Source organism: Flavobacterium sp. CG_9.1 (genome assembly GCF_015751645.1).
Taxonomy (GTDB): Bacteria; Bacteroidota; Bacteroidia; order Flavobacteriales; family Flavobacteriaceae; genus Flavobacterium; species Flavobacterium xanthum.
The window spans coordinates 52,368-74,744 of sequence record NZ_JADOVC010000002.1 but is presented as its reverse complement, the minus strand read 5'-3'; the positions used below and the strand labels follow the sequence as shown (position 1 = coordinate 74,744).

The 22,377-nt window shown below is 33.8% G+C and carries 17 protein-coding genes; 10 read left to right on the top strand and 7 right to left on the bottom strand.

Annotation, left to right across the window (positions count from 1 at the left end; all coding sequences use genetic code 11):
• The first annotated feature begins 16 nt into the window (after positions 1 to 16).
• The 6 genes from IWX83_RS01525 to IWX83_RS01500 all read left to right on the top strand — a co-directional run bounded on the left by IWX83_RS01525 (position 17) and on the right by IWX83_RS01500 (position 7,064).
• Entirely contained in the window at positions 17 to 1,168 is a 1,152-nt protein-coding gene (locus IWX83_RS01525) for a formimidoylglutamase (protein ID WP_196827168.1), read from the top strand.
• 127 nt (positions 1,169 to 1,295) lie between these two features.
• A complete protein-coding gene (gene gldK / locus IWX83_RS01520) occupies positions 1,296 to 2,696 on the top strand; it encodes a gliding motility lipoprotein GldK (protein ID WP_196827166.1) in 1,401 nt (466 codons plus the stop codon).
• A gap of 40 nt (positions 2,697 to 2,736) precedes the next feature.
• Positions 2,737 to 3,384, top strand: a complete 648-nt coding sequence (gene gldL / locus IWX83_RS01515) for a gliding motility protein GldL (protein WP_073352710.1) — start codon at positions 2,737 to 2,739, stop codon at positions 3,382 to 3,384.
• A gap of 46 nt (positions 3,385 to 3,430) precedes the next feature.
• Positions 3,431 to 4,975, top strand: coding sequence for a gliding motility protein GldM (gene gldM, locus IWX83_RS01510; protein WP_073352709.1), 1,545 nt, complete (start codon positions 3,431 to 3,433; stop codon positions 4,973 to 4,975).
• A 47-nt stretch (positions 4,976 to 5,022) separates the two neighbouring features.
• Complete coding sequence (gene gldN, locus IWX83_RS01505) at positions 5,023 to 5,913, top strand: gliding motility protein GldN (protein ID WP_066080755.1); 891 nt, start codon at positions 5,023 to 5,025, stop codon at positions 5,911 to 5,913.
• Positions 5,914 to 6,011: 98 nt separating this feature from the next.
• A complete protein-coding gene (locus IWX83_RS01500) occupies positions 6,012 to 7,064 on the top strand; it encodes an FAD-binding oxidoreductase (protein WP_196827164.1) in 1,053 nt (350 codons plus the stop codon).
• Between the two features lie 2 nt (positions 7,065 to 7,066).
• Here the strand turns inward: IWX83_RS01500 and IWX83_RS01495 are convergent, their stop codons facing one another.
• Positions 7,067 to 7,450: a DUF983 domain-containing protein gene (locus IWX83_RS01495; RefSeq protein ID WP_073352734.1), complete on the bottom strand. Its 384-nt coding sequence runs from the start codon at positions 7,448 to 7,450 to the stop codon at positions 7,067 to 7,069.
• A 73-nt stretch (positions 7,451 to 7,523) separates the two neighbouring features.
• Here IWX83_RS01495 and IWX83_RS01490 point away from each other — a divergent pair, with 73 nt between their 5' ends.
• Positions 7,524 to 9,431 carry an ATP-binding cassette domain-containing protein gene (locus tag IWX83_RS01490; protein ID WP_196827162.1) on the top strand — a complete coding sequence of 636 codons (1,908 nt, stop codon included), beginning with the start codon at positions 7,524 to 7,526 and terminating at the stop codon, positions 9,429 to 9,431.
• Positions 9,432 to 9,462: 31 nt separating this feature from the next.
• Here the strand turns inward: IWX83_RS01490 and IWX83_RS01485 are convergent, their stop codons facing one another.
• Positions 9,463 to 10,431, bottom strand: a complete 969-nt coding sequence (locus IWX83_RS01485) for an App1 family protein (RefSeq protein ID WP_196827160.1) — start codon at positions 10,429 to 10,431, stop codon at positions 9,463 to 9,465.
• 64 nt (positions 10,432 to 10,495) lie between these two features.
• Between IWX83_RS01485 and IWX83_RS01480 the strand changes: the two genes are divergently transcribed.
• The gene (locus IWX83_RS01480) at positions 10,496 to 11,386 is read left to right on the top strand and encodes a diacylglycerol kinase family protein (RefSeq protein WP_196827158.1); all 891 of its coding nucleotides are present in this window, start codon (positions 10,496 to 10,498) and stop codon (positions 11,384 to 11,386) included.
• On the opposite strand, the gene IWX83_RS01475 is transcribed toward IWX83_RS01480, so the two are convergent.
• Positions 11,379 to 12,527, bottom strand: a complete 1,149-nt coding sequence (locus IWX83_RS01475) for an 8-amino-7-oxononanoate synthase (RefSeq protein WP_196827337.1) — start codon at positions 12,525 to 12,527, stop codon at positions 11,379 to 11,381. The genes IWX83_RS01480 and IWX83_RS01475 overlap by 8 nt on opposite strands.
• A gap of 98 nt (positions 12,528 to 12,625) precedes the next feature.
• On the opposite strand from IWX83_RS01475, the gene IWX83_RS01470 reads away from it, so the two are divergent.
• Both IWX83_RS01470 and IWX83_RS01465 read left to right on the top strand, forming a co-directional pair.
• The gene (locus IWX83_RS01470) at positions 12,626 to 12,901 is read left to right on the top strand and encodes a 4a-hydroxytetrahydrobiopterin dehydratase (RefSeq protein ID WP_073352704.1); all 276 of its coding nucleotides are present in this window, start codon (positions 12,626 to 12,628) and stop codon (positions 12,899 to 12,901) included.
• A gap of 331 nt (positions 12,902 to 13,232) precedes the next feature.
• Positions 13,233 to 14,087 carry a leucine-rich repeat domain-containing protein gene (locus tag IWX83_RS01465; protein ID WP_073352703.1) on the top strand — a complete coding sequence of 285 codons (855 nt, stop codon included), beginning with the start codon at positions 13,233 to 13,235 and terminating at the stop codon, positions 14,085 to 14,087.
• A gap of 788 nt (positions 14,088 to 14,875) precedes the next feature.
• Here the strand turns inward: IWX83_RS01465 and IWX83_RS01460 are convergent.
• From IWX83_RS01460 to IWX83_RS01445, 4 genes are read right to left on the bottom strand one after another with little or no spacing between them, the layout of a single operon-like run.
• Entirely contained in the window at positions 14,876 to 16,024 is a 1,149-nt protein-coding gene (locus IWX83_RS01460) for a cytochrome-c peroxidase (protein WP_073352702.1), read from the bottom strand.
• Positions 16,025 to 16,045: 21 nt separating this feature from the next.
• Positions 16,046 to 17,515, bottom strand: coding sequence for a hypothetical protein (locus tag IWX83_RS01455; RefSeq protein ID WP_196827156.1), 1,470 nt, complete (start codon positions 17,513 to 17,515; stop codon positions 16,046 to 16,048).
• Positions 17,502 to 18,980, bottom strand: coding sequence for a RagB/SusD family nutrient uptake outer membrane protein (locus tag IWX83_RS01450; RefSeq protein WP_073352700.1), 1,479 nt, complete (start codon positions 18,978 to 18,980; stop codon positions 17,502 to 17,504). Before IWX83_RS01450 ends, IWX83_RS01455 begins: the two co-directional genes overlap by 14 nt.
• A gap of 4 nt (positions 18,981 to 18,984) precedes the next feature.
• Positions 18,985 to 22,335, bottom strand: coding sequence for a SusC/RagA family TonB-linked outer membrane protein (locus IWX83_RS01445; RefSeq protein WP_196827154.1), 3,351 nt, complete (start codon positions 22,333 to 22,335; stop codon positions 18,985 to 18,987).
• Positions 22,336 to 22,377 lie beyond the last annotated feature (42 nt).

The window sequence follows — 22,377 nt, the reverse complement described above, 5'->3', positions numbered from 1 at the left end:
GGAAAAAAATAATACAATGGAATTTGATTTTCTAAAACCGATAGCGAATGAAGTCTTAGAATATCTAGACGGATTAACTTCTCAGCAATTAGGGAGTAAAATAGTTTTGCATACCACGGAACAATTCCCAGATTTAAACAAAATTAAAATTGCAATAATTGGTGTTTTGGAAAATCGAGGTTCGAATAACGCTATTTCCGATAGTGATTTGACGCCGGTGCGAAAGGAATTATACGGACTTTTTCCAGGAAATTGGAATGCGTCCATTGCTGATCTAGGGGACATTCTGCCTGGCAATTCCGTTGAAGACACTTATTTTGCTCTAAAAAAAGTAGTTGCGAGCTTAATCAAAAAGAAAATTACTCCCATAGTAATTGGAGGTTCTCAGGATTTAACGTACGCCATTTATAGAGGATATGATGATCTTGAACAGATGGTTAACCTAGTTTCCATCGATTCTAAATTTGATTTTGGGAAAGAAAATGAAGATGTTTCAGCTTCTTCTTATTTGACTAAAATAATCATTGATGAGCCTAACAATCTTTTTAACTATTGCAATATAGGGTATCAAACGTATTTTAATTCACAGGAGGAAATTGATTTAATAGAGAAATTGTTTTTTGACGCCTACAGGTTAGGGGAAGTGTCAAATAATATCTCTATTTCGGAGCCTGTGTTTAGAGATGCAGATGTTGTAAGCATAGATTTACATTCCATTAAATCAGCTGATTCTGGTAATTTCATTTCGTTTCAACCTAATGGTTTTAACGGAAAAGAAATTTGTTCATTGGCCCGTTATGCAGGAATAAGCGACAAGGTTTCTTCGTTTGGGATTTTCAACCATAATAATTCGGCACAAGAATCAGTCATTATTGCACAGATTATTTGGTATTTTATAGAAGGATTTCATTATCGTTCTAATGAGTATCCATTTGGAAGCAAAGAAAATTATATAAAGTACAATGTACCGCTAGAAGAAGAAGAACTTGTTTTTTATAAAAGTGATAAAACAGATCGCTGGTGGATAGAAATTCCATTTATTTCAAATGTTAATAATAAATTAAAAAGAAACACGTTATTACCCTGTTCTTATGATGAATATTTGTTGGCTTGCAATCAGGAATTACCTGAAAGATGGTGGAAAGCCCAAAGAAAAAACATCGTTTAGAATCTTTTTTTACTTATTTATGATTTTTTTATAAAAAACAGTTTGTTTAGTGTAAAAAAATTGTTTTTCTAAAAAATAATAAATAGGTTTACACACTTAAAAATAATGAATAGATAACCAAATTTATATGAAGAAGTTCATAGCTTTTACGACAATTTTGACCCTTTTAATTGGCTGTGGTAAATCAAGCGACAAAGGAGAATTAGTTGGTATTAATGGAGGAAAATGGCATCCTGAGAAGCCGTATGGAATGGCGTTAATTCCAGGCGGTGCTTTTATCATGGGTAAATCAGATGCTGATTTAGCTAATGTTGAAGATGCTCCTACAAAAACGGTTACCGTTCGTTCCTTCTACATGGATGAAACGGAAATTACCAATAGTGAATACCGTCAATTTGTAGAATGGGTAAAAGATTCTACAATGAGAGTTCGTTTGGCTATTCTAGCTGATGAAAGCGGTCAAACAGCTGGAACAGGTAAAGGAAAAAATGCTGGAAGTATTGGTGATTTTGCCTTTAACGACTCAGATCCTGAGAAAATGACAGCGTATGATAAGTACATGTATGACAATTATTATAGTGTAGGAACTGCTGATGATCCTTACGCTGGTAGAAAACTAAATAAAAAAGTAAAATTAATTAAAGATACTAAATTGTATCCTGATGCGTATTACGCTGAAGTGATGGACGCTATGTATTTGCCAATAGAGGAGTCATACAATGGTTTAAGAACTATCGATGTTAATAAATTAAAATTCCGCTACTCTTGGATGGATATTCAGGCTGCTGCCAAAGCAAAAGTAGGACGAAGAAAAGATTTTATCAAAACAGAAGAAGTTAATGTTTATCCTGATACAACTGTTTGGATTAAGGATTTTGCCTACTCTTACAATGAGCCAATGCACAATGATTATTTTTGGCACAAAGCGTATGGTGATTATCCTGTTGTTGGAGTGAAATGGACACAAGCAAAAGCATTTTGTGCTTGGAGAACATTAAATAAAAATAGTTATGTTAAATCAAAAAAGAAAGGTCAAGATTTGATCAATTCTTTCCGATTGCCTACAGAAGCAGAATGGGAATATTCCGCAAGAGGGGGTCTTGAGTCTGCGACTTATCCTTGGGGTGGTCCTTACACAAAAAATGATAGAGGTTGTTTTTTAGCTAATTTTAAACCAAATAGAGGTGATTATGCTGCTGATGAAGCGTTGTATACTGTTGAAGCTAAATCATACGAGCCAAATGGATATAATCTTTATAACATGGCAGGTAACGTATCGGAGTGGACGGATTCTTCTTATGATCCAAATGCTTATGAATATGTTTCCTCAATGAATCCAAATGTACTTGATGCTTCCAATAAGCGTAAGGTACTTCGTGGTGGTTCTTGGAAAGATGTTGCTTATTTCCTACAAGTAAGTACTAGAGATTATGAATATGCTGATTCAGCCAGAAGTTACATTGGTTTTAGAACCGTTCAAGATTACATGGGAATTCAAACCACCGGCAACGGGAAAAAGAAAAAATAAACAAAAAAACCAAATCTATTAAATTTTAAATTACATTTTTATGGCATTATTAGGCAAAAAGGCGATGAATTTCGCATACGGTATGGGAGCAGCGGTTGTAATCATTGGCGCATTGTTCAAAATTACCCATATTGAATTTGGTCCAATTACGGGTAATCTTATGCTTACGATTGGTCTTGTTGTAGAGGCAGCTATTTTTGCGCTTTCTGCTTTTGAGCCAGTTGATGACGAATATAAATGGGAAATGGTTTACCCACAGCTTAAAGATAAAAATGCTATTGCTATTGCTAAACCAGTAGTAGCTGAACACGATGCACAAGGAATGTTATCTCAAAAATTAGACGCCATGTTAAAAGACGCTAAAATTGATGGGGAATTAATGGCTAGTTTAGGAAGTAGTATTAAAAATTTCGAATCAGCGGCTAAGGGAATTGCTCCTACTGTGGATTCTATTAATTCTACTAAAAAATACAGTGAAGAATTAACTTTGGCTGCAGCCCAAATGGAATCTTTAAATAGTTTATATAAAATACAGTTGCAAAGTGCTTCTAGAAATGCCCAAATAAATGAAGAAGTTGCTGAAAATAACTTAAAATTAAAAGATCAAATGCAGTCATTGACCTCTAATCTTTCGTCTTTAAACAACGTATATGGAGGAATGCTTTCTGCAATGAGTAACAAAGGATAATTAGTTTCGAACTATACAAAAACAATAAACTAATTATTTAGAAAATATGGCAGGAGGAAAACTAACCCCTAGACAGAAGATGATTAACCTAATGTACCTGGTTTTTATCGCAATGTTAGCATTAAATATGTCCAAAGAAGTATTATCTGCATTTGGATTAATGAACGAAAAATTTGAAGGCTCTAACTCTTCCGCCGTGCAGTCAAATGCTCAAATGTTAGCAGGATTAGATGCAAAAGCGGCTGAAGCAGGTGGAGAATTTAAAATAGCGGCAGTCACAGCTCACAAAGTAGAGGTTATCACAAAGAACTTTTATGATTATATTGAATCAATAAAATCACAGGTTTTAGTAGGCACAGAGGTAGATCCTGAAACAGGGAAATTGCCTTACGAGGAAATGGACAAAGGAGATAATATTGATAATCTATGGTTTAGCCCCGCGGGTTATTCTGCTAAAGGGAAAGAAGTTATTGCCACAATTGAAAAGTATAAAGCGGATATGAAATTGGCTTTAGGGGATAATAAAAAATTAGCACCAATTTTATCTGAAGTTCAAACTAAGTTTAGTTTGGCAGATGTGAAAAATAAAGATGGAATAGCGATACCTTATTTAGATTATCATTTTAAAGGTTTTCCAGCTGTAGCATCATTGGCAAAATTATCTGCATGGCAGAATGATGTTAAAAAAGCAGAATCAGATGTTTATAGTACTGCATTGGGTAAAGCGGCTGTTGCTGCTGCCTCTTATAGTAATTATCAAGCTATCGTGGTATTAGATAAAAATGCTTACTTTCAAGGAGAGAAAGTTACAGGAAAAGTAGTATTGGGTCGTTATGACGAGAATACTAAACCTACCAATGTTACTGGTGCAAGATTGGATCCAGCTACAGGTCAGGCTAAAATAGCTTTAACCGCAGGAGGAGTAGGTGAGCAAAATATTTCGGGAAAATTTACTTTTGTTGAAGATGGTAAAACAATTCCTTTACCATTCGCTGGAAAATATGTTGTTGTACCAAGACCTAATTCTGCTACAATTTCAGCAGACAAAATGAACGTAGTCTATAGAGGTGTATCTAATCCAATGACGATTTCATTTGCTGGTATTCCGGATAATGCTGTTAATGCTTCTGCTCCAGGTTTATCAAAGGTGGGTAATGGCAAGTACGTTATGAATCCTGGTGGAGGTAATGAAGTTGTAGTAAGCGTTTCTGGTAAAATGTCTGACGGAAAAGTTGCGAATGATAAAAAAGTATTTAGAATCAAAGGAATTCCAGGTCCAACAGGAACAATTAGAGGAGAAACAGGTGTGGTTAAAGGACCTAAATCTAATCTTGAAATTGCTACTATTGGAGCAAAATTAGAGGATTTTGATTTTGAAGTTGGTTTAAATGTTGTTGGATTTAATTTAAAAGTAACTGGTCAACCTACAGTTGTTGTTCAAGGAAATAGATTGAATGCGCAATGTAAAGCGGTTCTTTCAAAAGCAGGAAGAGGAGATCAAGTAACAATCTCTGAAATTAAAACTAAACTTGTCGGAGCAGGTAGTTATTTATTGCCAAGAACTGCTCCAGTAATTTTTGAAATACAATAATAAGTAGGTTTTGGTAACCTATTTCAATATCTTATAAGGATAACATGATGAATGTAAGAAATTTTTTAATCGCCATTATCTCTATTTCCGGAAGTTTTGCGTCAGTAGCGCAATCCAATCTGCTTAATGCAAAAATTCCAGAAGAAATAGGGCTGAAAACTGCTGCTCAACTTGATTCAGATAACGATAAGCCTTTAGCTTACGGTTATGTGCATGATAGAGATGTTCTGATGGGAAAGACTACTTGGGAAATTATAGACTTGAGCGAAAAAATTAATTTTGCCTTGTACTTTCCAATTGATACTGCAAACATAGGATCAGATAGAAGGTCTTTGTATGATGTGTTGACCAAAGCAATGAAAAATGGTGAAATCACGGAAGTGTATACCGACAGCTATTTTAACACTAAGAAATCGTTGCAAGACATTCAGGGGTCGCTAACACGAATTGATACGACGGATGCGGGTAGAGAACAAATTAACGCTGGAAATCAAATTTCTGATGAGTATATTTTGAGAACAGATTTATCAGCACAAGATGTAACACAATATAAAATTAAAGGATATTGGTATTTTGACAAGCGTCAAAGTGAATTGAAATATCGTTTGTTAGGATTGTGTCCTGTTACTCCAGATGTTTACACGGTCAACAGTGATGAAAAAGATTATATTGAACTATTTTGGATCTTTTTTCCTGCTGCTAGAGAGGTTTTGCATGAAGCAAAAGCTTTCAATGATAAAAATTCAGCAATGCCCGTTTCATTTGACCAAATATTAAATTCAAGACGTTTTAACGCGGTTATTTATAAAGAAGAAAATGTGTATGGAGATAGATCTATTGAAGAATACATGAAAGATAATGCACAAAATCAGCTGTTAGAATCCGAGAGAGTGAAGGATAAAATTCGCAATTTTGAATCAGACATGTGGAACTATTAGTTTTTCTTAAAAAATTATTTAAAAACTCTTACTGTAATGGTAAGAGTTTTTTGTTTTAAAGGGTTTTCTTTGTATTTCGTTTTTTAAAGAGTTTTTATATGATTGATTATTTAATTATAGGTAGTGGATTAGCAGGGATTTCTTTTGCAGAAAAGGCCTTGCAAAATGGTAAATCTATTTTTGTCATGGATAATAATTCCCAAAATTCCTCTAAAATTGCTGGTGGGCTATACAATCCAGTTATTTTAAAGCGCTTTAGTGAAGTTTGGAAAGCGAAGGAACAATTAGAATTAATGGAACAGTTTTATGCTGTTTTAGAGGAAAAATTAAAATGTACCGTTGATTTCAAAAGGCCCATCTTACGGAAATTCTTTTCTGTTGAAGAACAGAATAATTGGTTTGCGGCTTCTGATAAGCTAACATTAGCTCCCTTTTTATCCACTCAATTAATTTCTAAAAAATATCCTGAAATTGATTCTCCTTATGGATATGGTGAAGTTTTACAGACAGGCTATGTGGATACTGCTTTGTTAATAGAAAAGTATAGAGCCTACCTGATCGACCATACGCTTTTTCAAGAAGAATCTTTTGATTATGACGCTTTACAGCTTGAAACAAGTGGTATTCGCTATAAAGATATTCAGGCGAAGCATATTATTTTTGCTGAGGGTTTTGGTATACATGCAAATCCTTTTTTTAAGGATCTACCATTAGACGGTACAAAAGGAGAGCTTTTTATAATCAAAGCACCCAAATTAGATTTAGATGTAATAGTTAATACGAGCGTCTTTATTTTACCGCTTGGCAATGATTTATTCAAGGTAGGTGCAACTTACAATTGGAAAGATAAAACAAATTTGCCTTCAGAAGAAGGTAAAACCGAATTGGTAGAAAGAATACAAGAAATAATAACCTGTGATTTTGAGATTATAGCCCATTTTGCGGGAGTTCGCCCTACGGTAAAAGACAGACGGCCGTTAGTAGGAACGCTACAAAATCACCAAGCTATTCATATTTTGAACGGCTTGGGGACTAGAGGTGTGATGCTGGGGCCAGCAATGGCAAAAGAACTGTTTGACTCTATTGAATACCAAGTTCCTTTAGATGCTGCTATTGATATTAGACGATTTAAAACTAAAGAAAAGAAGTAAAACTATTTCAGTTTATTCTTTGAATCGTAGGAAACAAACATGTTAATGTAGATGTTCCTAGCCCAACGTAAAACGAATGGGAATGATATAAGAAGTGAAACGATAATTACTATAAAAGCTACTTTAAGACTAGATCCTAAAAATAAAAATGAGATAATGAAGGCTGCAACTCCTATGCCAACATTTAAGCCGTAACTAACGTACATCGCACCATAAAAAAAGGAAGGCTCAATTTGATAATGTAAGCCGCAATGACTACAATTTTCATGCATTTTTAATATTTTATTTAAATGAAGTGGATTTTTATCTAAATACATACTCTCATTCTGACATTTTGGACAAGTTCCTGTTAAAATGCTATATAATTTGGATCCTTTTTTTAACATTTGCAAAAAATTTAATTTTTCCTTTTTTGGAGTTACAAATTTACGCATTCGAAAAGGAATAAAATCACAATACATGCTTAATATACACAATTTATCTGTTTCTTTTGGTGGTACTTATTTATTTGAAGAAGTTACCTTTCGATTAGGTGCCGGAGACAGAGTTGGTCTTGTTGGGAAAAATGGAGCCGGAAAATCTACCATGCTTAAAATGTTGGCTAGAGATTTTGCTCCTGATTCAGGGGTTATATCTCAAGAGAAAGATATCCGTATGGGGTTTCTGCGTCAGGACATTGATTTTGAGCAAGGTAGAACAGTTCTTGAAGAAGCCTATGAAGCTTTTACGGAAATAAAAATTGTAGAAAAAAAGCTGGAGGAGATTAATCATTTGTTAATAACCCGTACTGATTATGAAAGTGATGAATACAGTCAAATTATAGAAGATTTATCAGATTATACCCATCGATTTGAGTTATTGGGAGGGTATAATTATGTAGGGGATACGGAGAAAATTCTTTTGGGATTGGGTTTTAAAAGAGAAGTATTTGACAATCAAACGGAAACATTTTCTGGTGGTTGGAGAATGCGGATCGAATTAGCCAAATTATTGTTGCAAGCCAATGATGTTTTGTTACTGGATGAGCCAACGAATCACTTGGATATAGAAAGTATTATCTGGTTAGAAAGTTTTTTGCGTAATTATCCAGGTGTGGTGGTTATCGTATCTCACGATAAAATGTTTTTGGATAATGTCACCAACAGGACCATTGAAATTTCGCTGGGAAAAGCCTATGATTTTAATAAACCCTATTCTCAATATTTAGAATTACGTCATGAAATCCGTGAAAAACAATTGGCAACGCAAAAAAATCAAGCCAAAAAAATTGAAGAGACGGAGAAATTAATTGAAAAATTTCGTGCCAAAGCTTCCAAAGCTTCGATGGCTCAATCTTTAATTAAAAAACTAGATAAAGTAGAACGTATTGAAGTCGATGAAGATGATAACTCAGTGATGAATATTTCTTTTCCTGTTTCTAAAGAGCCGGGAAGAGTTGTTATCGAAGCGGAGCATGTAACTAAAAGCTACGGTGATGTTACGATTTTGAAAGATATTAACTTGTTAGTAGAGCGAGGCAGCAAGATTGCATTTGTTGGACAAAACGGACAAGGAAAATCTACCTTTATCAAAGCTATAGTTGATGAATTTGAGTATCAAGGAAACATTAAATTAGGTCATAATGTACAACTAGGCTATTTTGCTCAGAATCAAGCCGAATATTTGGATGGTGAAATTACTTTATTGCAAACTATGGAGGACGCGGCAGCAGATACAAACCGGATGAAGGTGCGTGATATGCTGGGTTCTTTTTTGTTTAGAGGTGATGATGTAGATAAAAAAGTAAAAGTGCTTTCAGGAGGCGAAAGAAATCGCTTAGCGTTGTGTAAATTATTATTACAACCTATTAACGTGTTGTTGATGGATGAGCCTACAAATCACTTAGACATTAAATCAAAAAATGTTTTGAAAGCGGCACTTCAAAAATTTGGTGGGACTTTATTACTGGTTTCACATGATAGGGATTTCTTGCAAGGAATGTCAAATTTGGTATATGAATTTAAAGACCAAAAAATCAAAGAATATTTAGGCGATATCAACTATTTTTTAGAACAACGCAATATGGAAAACATGCGCGAAGTGGAGAAGAAAGATGCTGAGAAAGCTGCCGCACCTAAAGAAAGTAACAAGGCTTCCTATGAAGACCAGAAAAAGGGAAAAGCATTGCAAAACAAACTAAGCAAAGTGGAGAGCCAAATTAAGCAATTAGAAAAAAACATACAGCAGGACGATAAAATGTTAGCTTCTAATTATGATAAGCATATTGAAGATGCAAAATTTTTTACTGCCTACAATAAGAAAAAAGCAGAATTAGACAAACTCCTGCTGGATTGGGAAGTTGTTCAAGAAGAAATTGATCATTTATAATAGCAAAGAGTTCCGTAATGGAGCTCTTTTTTTATGCAATAATTCCTATTGATTTGGAATGTGCAATGGCTTCACTACTATTTTTAAAATAACAAATAGAAACATTTAATGTTTCTAAATTTTTCATAACAGTCATAATTTGTTCTTTTTTAGTGGAGCCAGTTTGTCGTATGTAAACCGCTTTTACTGTTACAGGGAAAATCTTGCAAATCGCTTCATATAGAAAAGGATCGTGTTGCGAATCATCCCCAAGGAGTACATATTCTAAATTGGGGTAAAATTCTAAGATATGTTTTATTTTATCAAATTTATGATTGTGGTTTCCTCTGCCAGTCATGAAGAAATCGGTTAGACTCGTTTTAATATCTTTTAGCAATAAAACAGCTTTTGGAAGTTTATGGATTTCGGTGAATTTTGTTATAAAACGATACAAATTCCATTCACTGCTGGAAACATAAAAAAAAGCATTAAACTCTTCTTTATTGTCTCTTCCTGCAGTACTTAAAGCTTGATAATGGGTGACAACGTCCTCATATATTTTTCTCTTATTTACATTTTTAAACAACAGCACATATAATTTTTTCAACGGATTTAGCGTATGTGACACTAAAAAAGTATCATCTATATCAGATATAATTCCTAAATTTCCTTTGTGTGGCCTAATGTAACTATCCTTCGTAGTAATGGTTCCATTTTTATAAACAATACTAACTTCATAATCAATCCAGCCGTAGTTTTTGTCTTGATCTAAAGGCACACAAAATTTGAAATAACCGTCCGCTAATGTTTTGGTATGAATTTTGGAATTGTTGTGTTTTAGATAGACATCAGCATTAGCTTGAGTTTTTATTTGGAACATTTTGATAACAGAAGTAGCGTTTTTTAGATTCTTTTTTTGAAAATTATACTCCTCAATCGATGTGGGTTTGAACACATGTCCCATGACAATTAATTCTTGTTCATTAGCATAACCTCGATATAATTTTAAAATTGGTTTCATATATTGTAGTACTTTTGATAAAAGATGAATTTAACGGTTTTAAATCAATAAAACAGAATAAAATTTGAAAAATAACGTAATCCTAGTTGTTAATCCCATTTCGGGAGACGTTGATAAGTCTGATCTTATTGATGAGGTCGCTTTTTTTGCGGAAAAGGAAAATTTGAATTTAGTGATTTATAATACATCTGGAGTTTCAGATAGTGACAATATAAAAGCGCTTTATGCAACCTACGCGCCAAAGCGAATTATTGTAGCGGGAGGTGACGGCACAATAAAAATGGTGGCGGAAGCCATGGAAACTCTTGATGTGATCATTGGTATTTTGCCAGTCGGTTCCGCCAATGGTTTAGCTGTAGATTTAAATTTACCCTCTGGGATTTCAGAAAATTTGGAAATCGCTTTTCAAAATGGTTATATGGAAATTGACATGGTTTCCATTAACGGAAAAAAAAGCATTCATTTAAGCGATTTGGGAATCAATGCAGAAATGATTAAGAACTATGAAAACAGCAGTATTCGTGGAAAATGGGGGTACGCACTGCAAACCGTAAACACTTTGATTGATTTAGAAGATCCATTTATCGCGACCATTACCGGTGATTTTCCTACGATAGAATGTGAAGCTAGAATGATTGTAATCGCTAATTCTCAAAAATATGGCACTGGGGTTTCCATAAATCCTAATGGTATAATGGATGATGGGAAATTTGAATTGGTTATTTTGAAAAATATGGATTTGGTGGTATTAGGCAAAATCATAACGGGTAATATGCCAATCGATGTAAATGATGTAGAGATTATTTCGACTGATAAAGCCTTTATAACAACAAACATTCCAGTTAGTTTTCAGATTGATGGAGAATATTGCGGAACCGAAACCAAGTTGATTATTGAAATTCTACCCAAACAAATGAAAGTGGCAATTCCTAATCCTCCAATTCAAATTATTTAAACGGATTTCGTTCTTGCCAGATGCTTTCGGGTTCTAGATATTTGAATATTTTTGACATGTAAGGATTTACCAATCTATTGTTGTGCGCTATAAGTCCATACATTTTTAGGGGTTTAGCACCAACAGAACTTTTTATTTCCAAAGCTGTTCTAGCAAAAACTATTTCCTTGAAGCCTTTGTTTATGGAGTAAGCAATCATATCATATAACATGTTTAAATAAAGCATCTTTTCTCGTTGAATGCTGTCGTCATAGCCAAGAAAATACGTATCCATGATTGCTCCATTTTTTATTAAAGTATTGAAGCCAATTAGTTTTTCGCCAATAAAATAACCATAAAAAAGGAATTTGTCTTTAAAGATTTCTTTAAAAATTCTAAAATGGTTTTTTGGTAGAAAAAAAGTATTAAAAGGAGCATTTTTAGCAACATGAAAATACAGCTCATAAATGGTGTCTTCCAGTGAAATAATGTCTTCCAGATTTAATTTTCGTTTCTGTATGTCAGTTGCCCTTTTACGCGCTCTTTTATACTGATCTCTGTATTTTTTTGAAAGAGAATCAATGTAATCATGCTCTGATTTCCAATTTTCATTTATGGAAAAAATCATGTTGGGTTGTGTCGAAAATTGATAATCATTTTCGAATTCTGGAATGGCGAAGTTTTTGATTTCTTCCTCACTAAAATCTTTATAGGTCGTAATATGAATAGTAACACCTTTAGATTTAAATATTTTTTTTAATTCCGTTGTAGCGAAATATAAGGCTTTCATCGCTTTTTTCTTATCGATTGAATCGGATAAAGCATAGCAATTTTGTCCTGTTAGCATGTTGTTTCCAAGGACCAAAACTTGTGATCCGAAATTTCTAAAAACAATATTGCGGACGGCAGTTTTTATACATTGGTCTCTTTCTCCAAAAGAGGCTAATTTATTCAAATTTAGAAATTGAGAAAGGGAAATGCCAACTAAAGTCTCCTTTTCAAAAATGCCAATAAAATGACAAATCATGTTTTCAGGAGACGATTTTTCTAAAACTTCTAAGTATTTTTTGGATAAAAATATAGTTGAAATTGCTACATCATCCCAATTTAAAGGAAGTTGCGCTGTTGAAGTATAAATTTTAAAGGAATAATCGGTGTTCAAATTGAGTAGAAATGTTTTTTTCAAAATTAGTTAATAAAGTTAAAGTATCATTGATTGTCTAGAAATTAAGTAACTTTATATGATAAAATAAATAAATTATGAAAACCTATTCAGAGGAATCCATTCAAACCCATTTGGAAGAGCTAAAAGGCTGGACATTTAACAATAGCGGAATTGAGAAAAAATTTAAATTTGCTGATTTTACTCAAGCTTTGGGTTTCATTGTACAAGTAGGAGTGATGGCAGAGAAAAGAAGCCACCATCCGGAATTATTTAATGTCTATAATAAGGTGACTATTCGATTGACCACTCATGATGCTGGTGGAGTCACGGATAAGGATATTGATTTGGCGCAGGCTATAGAAAAAATTTAGAAAAAAATCGTCTTGATTGTCTCAAGACGATTTTTTTTATTTAAAACCTTTGCTCCTTGCGCTAGTTTTGTTCAATTATAATAAAAAAGGGGCACAGATTGCTTCCAGTAATTAGTTGCATTAAAATCTGAATATCAAGGTCTTAAAAATGGATTTCTACAATTTTATGTCGCTTATGAAAACAGCATTAAAAAGTTAAAGTTAGAATAAATTAGAAATTAAAAGTAAGCTATTTCTGTAAATAAAGGGAAATATTGTGTTGTTTGTCGATTTTATTTGCTGATTAACTATTTTGTAGGTAGTTTTAGATGTGCAAATTAAAATTCCAGTCATGAAAATTATACCTACGCTACTTTTATCCATTTTATTTTCTTTTTCAATGCTTGCAAATGTTTCTCAGTCAGAGAAAGAGGCCTTGGTGAAATTATATGAAGCTACAAATGGAAAGCAATGGATTAATAAGTGGGATTTGTCATTGCCAGTTTCTACATGGTATGGCGTTAAACTTCAAGATGATAAAGTGATCTCAATACGATTAGCGGATAACAATTTAGTAGGTGAAATTCCAACGGAGATTCTAAATTTGACTGGTCTTCAAGAATTAGACTTACATAAAAATAAGATATCGGGAATGATACCTGTTTTTATTGGAAATCTAAAAGAAATGAAAGTATTGAATCTTTCTTTTAATAATTTATCTGGATCAATTCCTGCTTCAGTTTGTGATATGGCTAATTTGAAAGATTTAGAATTGTATATGAATGCACTCACTGGAGAATTGCCAATGCAAATTGGTGCGTTGAAGCAATTAGAAGTTTTATCTTTATTCAACAATGAAATTGTTGGAGAAATTCCAAATTCTCTTTATGATGTAAAAACGATGAAGGTATTGTTGCTAAACAGTAATAAACTGGTAGGCGGATTGAGCAGAGATGTTGAAAATATGACTGCATTAGAAAATTTCAGTTTGTTTGATAACAAGATGGATGGTCAAGTTCCATTTGAATTAGAAAACTTAAACAATCTTAAAGAAATGAATATTTCCTATAATAGATTTAAGGGTTTAGTTTCTAAAAATTTAGCTGTTTTGGATACCTTGAACATGACGATGTTGAACGAGCAAGGAATAACCGTTTTATTAGATGTAACAACGAATAGAAATTCAGCTATTGTTTCAGAGGATTAATTTAGAATTACGTTAGATACTATTTTTCAAATAAAGATTTTAGTTGGTTTCGGATATTTAATTATAATAAACTTAGTTGGTTGAAAACCTGTATGACTTGTCGTATAGGTTTTTTTATTTAGTTAAATGTGGTAATCAATGCCTAATTTAGTTTTCTTAGGTTCGATAGAACCCTTTATTAAGTAGCTATTTTTTTGAGTTAGTAGGTATTCAGTAATATAGCGATAATATGAAAAGAATCGAATTCAAGGGTAATTGTTTCTCCAGGCTTTACCTGAATTCTTAAGCTGTGAGCATCTTTACCTTTTTGCTATTTCCAATACTTACCTTTTTTCAATATACATACTGCCGTTTTATTGTGCTATAAATCGGTTTTGATACGTAGTCCAAAGTAATTTTTTAAGTATTATTTTCAATACCTATAATTCTGGAAGATAATCTATGTGCTAAAAAGGTAAAGAGTAGACATAGATATAAGCAAAAATAGAGATGGCGAGTAGGTTTTTCAATCCTATTTGTTCAAGCAAAGTTCATTTTAATGGTTATGATAGAAAGCAAGAAATTTAAGAAGTTGGGATTGATATAGATTTAGCTTTTAATTTTTTTGATCCATGGAAGAATTTATTTATTTAAAATTAAATAGTCATAGCTATTTTGAAAAAAAAGCTTCAGATTTCTCTGAAGCTTTTTAGGAACGGTTAATCTTGAAAATTCCAACGCAGTTATTGATGGTTCTTATAAAATTGTTTGTGTTAATAAAAATGTTGGAAATATACTTTTAGGAACCGTTATTGAGGCATTTTTGGTGTTGCAATTCGGCCGTTTGGAGTGCTTAGTGTTTCAATAAAAGCTAAAAGCGCATTGATTTCGGCTCTGTTTAAATCTAGTTTTTTAAGAATTGGTGAAGTTACCGGAATCAAAGAATCGCGAGCTGTTCCTAAATATCTCTTCTGAATAGCGGAAGGATTTCCTAAATTATAAAATTCCACCACATCTAGTAAACTTGGAAAATGTCCGTGATGCATCCAAGGTCTTGTATTGACAACCTCTCTTAAAGTTGGCGTTCTAAATTTTCCAAGATCTTTTTTATCTCCAGTAACATTGTAACGACCAAAATCTTCATCTTTGGTCCCAAACAATGTTTGTCCGTCATTATGGAATTGATTATCGCTAAAATAAGGGGTATTGTGACAGTTGATGCATTGCGCTTTAGTTCTGAACAAATGCAATCCTGTTACTTGTTGGTCTGTAAACGCCTCCGATTTTCCACTGACAAACTGATCAAATTTACTTTTTGGGCTTTTTATTGTACGTTCAAAAGTAGCAATAGCATATTGAATTCTTTGCAAAGTAACTTTCTCGTCACCAAAAGCCTCTGTAAACAATTTGCCATAGCCTTTTACACCAACGATTTTATCTACGGCAATGGTCAGTTTTTCATTCATTTCTAAAGGATCTGCAATAGGAAACTGGGCTTGATCTTCTAAGCTGGAAGCACGACCATCCCAGAACAATGATTTGGCATACCCTGAATTTAAAATAGTCATGGAATTTCGTTTTCCGTTTTGTCTGTTATGACCAAAAGAACGTGTCAGATTATCCGTCCAGCCCAATTCCGGATTGTGGCAGGAGGCACACGCTATTTGTCCGCTTACTGATAATCGAGGATCAAAAAATAATGTTTTACCCAAAAAGGCCTTTTCTTTAGAGTATTTATTGTACTCTGGGTAAGTCATCTCTGGTAGTGGCCCAATATCTTGAAAAGTGGTTTTGTCAACATTCTTGTCCAAATTAGGTTTTGGCCATAACGCTGGATTTCCGCTGGAATACAGTTGCCTTAAATCTTGTATGTCAATATATTCGTTTTCGTCATCTGTTTTATAAGCGGACAAAAAAATCAATAAAGCGACTGGAAGTATGATGTGTTTTATTTTCATTTGTAACTACTATTAATAATTTTATAGACTAATTTCTTTGAGACAACTCTCAGTTATTGGAGCCGGTTTTGGATATACTCTGTTATTAAAAATTCGGTATTGTGCGGAAACAGTTCCGCCAAAAAGGGCTATATTGTTTGCTTTTAATTCGAATGAAATTTCAAATAATCCAGCACTAATTTCTTTGTACGTTCCACCGCCAGAAATTCCTATGCTGTAACTTTTACCATTTGTTCCTGCAATAGTGATGTATTGCGGAATCACTAAAACAGTACCTTTAGTTTTACTATTTCCATTTTCAGGGAAAAATTCAAGCGCCGAAGTAATATTAAATCCTGGAGAATTTGCAGCGGAAACACTTTCATTAGAAAACCATCGTTTCAAACCGAAAGAATTAGTTGTATTAGTCCCGGTAGCAACATTAAACCCAATTTTAAAAGCATGATGATACACATCATCTGTAGTGCTTGGGGTTCCTTTATCGCTATATAAGATAGCGTTTTCTGAACCAGCAGGAACGACCACTGGAAAGGTAAATGCATTAAAAGTTTGCCATGCACAAATTCCGTTTCTATCAAACCAATGCTCTCCATAAGTCAGGTAAAATGGATTTGATAAATCATAGAAATTTGCTGCTGTATTAGTAGCAATATCTCGGAAGGATTTAATAGGTTTCACGATTTGGAGCACGGTATTTCCTGTAGTCGTATACGTATCCGAATTTACTAATGCAATATTCGTTTGATAAAAAACATCATCATTATTTATGTTTTCCAATAGTTTCAAACGGTAGGTTATGCTGTTTCTATTGTCTCCAAAATCATCGTGAGTCAACGTATAATTGAAACCATTTAAAAACTCAAAAATCCTATCGGTGTTGATTTCCGAAGGTATAAAACCATTTGGGAAATCAACTTTAAAAACAATTTCTTCTCCTATTTCGCCTTTTATCTCAAACCTGTTTATCGGAAAAGTGTAGGTGGTTTTTACCTCATCGAGATTGACTTCAAAACTATTATTGGGAGCAACAGTATTCAAATTTCCAAGAGTGATGGCTGGATCTGAACTTTCTTCTAGTTTTAAAGTAATCTTTTGTTTTGTATTCCATCTTTTGTCGAAAGACAAAAATATAGTATCCGTAAGTTGATTTCCCGCAAAAGAGATTTGGTTCAACGGTTTTACGCTATAATTGTTGCTCTCTCCAGTTCCTGTTATGCTGTAGGTTACAAAAACAGGTTTTTTCAAGGTAGAAGAGGTTAGCGTTACCGGAATTTTCAATGGTTTCACTGATCTGTTCGTGTAACTGCTCACTGGAACTAATGCGCTGTTCAATGCGGGATACGCCAAGGGGACATTATTGCTGCTTACTAATACATTGAAACGTACAAAGGGATCAACAGCATTAGTACTTAATTGATAATCATCCTTTGAGCAAGCGGTAAACAGGCTTAGGATCAAAACGGCTATCGATATAATTTTAATAGGATTCATTTTGCTGTAAGTTTGAATTAAGATTAATATTTTTGCTTGGAATTGGCAACACAAATTTTGGAGACGGAAAATCCAAACTACAGTTTTGCGACAAGCATCCGTCGATTCTTGCTACAGACTTATTTCTTCTGGCCAAATCAAAAAACAAATGCCCTTCAAAACAAAGTTCTTTTCTACGTTCCAGTAACAAGGCTTGTTCTAAATTATCAGTTGTGGTCAATAAAATCGCTTTTGCTCTAGCTCTTATAGTATTGATATCGTTTTTGGCAGTTTCTAGATCTCCAAGTTCCAAGGCTGCTTCGGCACGAATAAGATAGAGTTCACTTAACCTGAAGGCTGAATATCCCGGATTATCCTGAAACTTTTTGGTAAAAGAATAATTTACATTTACAAAAACCCCATTTATCAATGTAGGAAGTGCTTTTTCTAGAAATAATTGCTTTCTTATGTCAGTAGATTCGTAAAGTCCTAATAAATCTTGAGAAGCCACATATTTATTGTAATTTGTATTTGAAAAATACCCAAAATAACTGGACAAAGAACCTCCAACGTCGCCACCGCTGTCTCTGGGAACTGAGAATTCTAGCAGGTTTTCAGCAAGTGGAACATTTGTTTGCTCCCATTGCGAAACATAATTTTCACTTGGGGTTAATGAAACTCCAGCATTTAAAATAACATCGTTTGCCGTTTCAAAAGCATTCTGCCAATCGTTTTTAGACAAATAAACGCGCGCCAATAAGGCTTTCGCATTTACACGGTTGAAATAGGAGTACGATGGTCCGGTTAACAAAGAATTATCCGAAAAATGATCCAAAGCCACTTTGATATCCTCAATAATTAAAGAATAAGTGCTTGTCAAAGTTTCTCGTTTTGGATACGTAATGCCTCCCGATAAACTTGTTTTGTTATAGATAATTCCTAATTGCATCTCTAGGCCCGTATTTCCTATAGCCTGACTGTAAATTAAAGTTAGTAAATAATGGGAATAGGCTCTTATTGCTAAAGCCTCGGCTTTAATCTGCTTTTTTTCAACATCGGTGGCATCGGGCAAAGCATCTACATATTCTAAAATTAAATTGGTTTGATTGATGACATCATAACTTGCATCATAGAAGGTCGTGAAGTCACTTTCTTGTGCCAGATCTTGGAACGAGTATACATTTTCTAAGTTGATAGGAACAGTAATCTGACCCCTATTATTACCAGTTATTGTGGGTGTAAATTTAAGATTTCCGCCTTGTAAATCAGCATAAACTGCAAATCGCTCACCTCTTACATTTGCTTCAAGCGATCCATAAGTGCCATTCAAAGCGCTCAACATTCCTTTTTTTGTTGCTAATTGTTCCGTAATCGATGTTTGAGAGCCGGGTTCTTGTTCTAAAAAATCACTGCAACTCTGCAATGAAAAAAGAACAAATAAAACGGTTAATAATCTATAAAAATATGTTGTTTTAAAGTATTTCATCGCATTAAAATTTAGTGTTAAAACCTAAAGAAATTGTTCGTGCTTGCGGATAGGTAAAATTAAATTCACGTATGCCGTTCCTTCCAGACGGACTTTTATCTTTATACCAATAGACTACATTCGAAACATCGACAAAAACAGATAATGCATCCAAAAAGGTTTTTTTGAAAGGAACATTATAGCTTAGATTAATGTTGCTGATCTTTAAATAAGTAGCGTCATATAGAAATTTACTCAAATTTGGAATCAAGGTTGTATTACTGATAACCAAAGGTTGTGAAACTACATCACCTTGATTTCTCCAATAATCATAAGCATTAACAGAAAGGTTTCTATTAGAGGTAATGTTATATTTTGAGATCAGGCTGTTATCCACTAAATAATCTCCCCCCAATTGAAAGGCTCCTCTTATTGATAAAACAATCGCATTATTGATAGTGAAATTATTATTAAAACCACCGTAAGCTTTGGGTTGGTTGTCGCCAATAGGAACCCAATCAGCCGCAGTAAATAAGTTTGTATAAGTAGCTGCATCATATATTTGTCCGTCTTTCTCTACCAGATCTCTTCCGGTTGCGGGATCAACGCCCGCCCATTTTACTCCCCAAATTGTGGAGGTGCTGTATCCTACTTTTTGAGCAAGAGCAACTTCTGAAGTAGAAAATTCACTTCCTAAACCTACAAGTTGCGTTACTTTATTTTCAACAGTAGAAATATTAAAGGATGTTGTCCATTTAAATTGATCGCTTTGCAACCATTTAATACGAGTTGAAAATTCCAGTCCTTTATTATACATGCTAGCTGCGTTTAATTGAATGGAATTGTAACCGGTTTCGGTTGGTATATCTCTGCTGGTTATCAAATCTTTTAAATCGTCATAAAAATATTCCAAGGACAATTCTACTCTTCCCAAGAAATTAAAATCGATACCTGCGTTAAATTTTGTGTTTTTTTCCCAACTCAGTTGCCCGTTTGGAGCTTCGCTAGGAGAGGAACCTTCTGCGCCATTGTACCCGTTTTGATTTAAGATATAAAGTCCTTTTGAACGATACGATCCTATTCTTGAATTCCCAGTTGTTCCATAACTGATTTTAAATTTTAGCAAATCAATACCGCTGTTCGATTTTAAAAAATCTTCATTACTGACAATCCAACTCAATCCGGCTCCACCATTTAAAGCTACATTAGTATCATCCCCAAAAACCGAGCTTTCATCTCTCCTAAAATTACCTAAAAAGTAATACCTCTTTTTATAATTGTAGTTAAACTGAGAAAAAAACGAGACTCTTGAACTATAACTGATGTCATCCCCATACGTTTGATTTAATAATGATTCATCAACGGTTGTCAACGGATCATCATCTCGAATTGCGTCTTGAACATTATTTAGACCATTGGGATTTACAAAACCTCTACCGGATGAATAATTAAAATTTGCTTTGTCGCTAGACAATTCAAAACCAAAAATCCCATCAATGTTATGGTCTATATTCACTGTTTTATTGAATAACGCTTGTCCCTGCCAGTTCCATTTAGTTGAGTTTCTTTCATTCAAAAGGCGTCTTCCCCAATTTGGATATTGCAGTCCTTCTAAAGTAAATGAGCCGTTGTACTGTCCGCTTTCATTGGCACCGGAAAAATATCTGTCCTGCGTTTTGTCTTTGTAATCTATTCCAAAAAGCGTTGAGAAACTTAAAAATTTATTGAATTCATACGAGGCATTCAAGCTTGCTAAAATACCATAACTATCGGTTATGTTTTTGTTTTGCTCAATAGCTGCTAATGGATTTCCTAAGCCTAAAACACCAACAGTTGCATACGTTCCGTCCGCATTATAAGGCGAAATAGTAGGGACAAAGGCATAACTATAATAAATATTTGGGGCATCCTTTTGAATGTAACTAGGGTTCATAGACAAACTGAAATCAAATTTATCCAAGCGGTAACCTAGATTTATACCGGCGTTAAATTGTTTGGTTTTATTCCCTTTTTGTGGCTCATCAATAGTAAGATAACTTAAACTGCTGCGATACGACAATTTAGAATTTGCTCCTGAAACATTAAAATTATATTTATTATAAATTCCCGCTACATTTAGTAAATCAAACCAGTCCGTGTTTATTCCATTATAGGGAACGGGTACATAATTTGTCTGACTATTTTTAAGATATTCATTTCTCAAATCATTGTACTGGAAACCACTTAGATATTTGATTGGATTAATGGCTGAGGAAACTCCAAGTTGGTTAGAAAATCCAAATTTTGCTTTTCCTTTTTTTCCTTTTTTAGTTGTGATAAGAATGACACCATTGGCACCGTCAGCGCCATAAATACTTACTGCAGCAGCATCTTTCAATACTGTAAAACTTTCAATATTCTCCGGTGAAATTTGGGCAAGAGGATTGGATAGATTTTCAGAGAAAGTTCCATTTGCATCAAAAAACTGACTATCAATACCCACTTCTTCACTCATTATTACACCATCAACAATAATCAAAGGCTGTGTCGACGTTCCTAAATTAGAATTTGTCAACGAACTCAAACTTCCTTGGCCTCTAATATTTATTTTAACAGGGCCTCCTATTCCCGAAGTATTTTCTATTAAGACACCTGCAATTTGTCCTACCACCATTTTATCAATACTTTCTGAAGCTTGCTCTACTGCAATATCCTTTGCGTTAAGGGTAGAAATACTTCCTACGATTTCCTCTTTTAATTTTTTAGTTCCGTAGGATGACGTAATTACAACTTGGTCTAATTCATCTGTGGCTTGTTCCATATTGAAAACAAAATCAAATGCGTTTCCCACACGAACGGATTGCGTTTTCATTCCTAAATAAGACACTTCTAAAACCGTATTTGGAATAGCATCTCCTCTTAATAAATAGACAAATTTTCCTTTGCTGTCACTAATAGCTCCAGTTGAGGTTCCTTTTATCAAAATAGTTGCACCTGGAACAGGGAGTTTGTCTTTGCTGTCTAGGACAATACCTTTGATGAAACGTTCTTTTTCCTGTGAAGCTGCTTTATCTGAAATTTCCAGTAATAATATTTGTTCTTTTTGTATAAAAAATGATATTTTCCTGTCTTTTAAGAGTTTAGTTAAAGCATTTTCTAGTGTACTATTTTTAACCGATACAGTTACTTTTTGATTGATGTCAATTTTATTAACGTTGTAAATGATTCGGTAATTCGTTTGTTGTTCAATAAATTTGATAACCTGGCTTAAAGGTTCTTCTTTAAAATTTAAAGTAATGGTCTTCTCTTTTGTTTGGGAAAAAGTAGTGATACTCATTAAGACTATCCCAAAAGTCAGTAAGAGTTTTTGCCAATAGGGGTACGCTGTAAACATCATTTAATTGTAAGTTTTGGTTAGTTAGTTGTTATTTAGTTATTG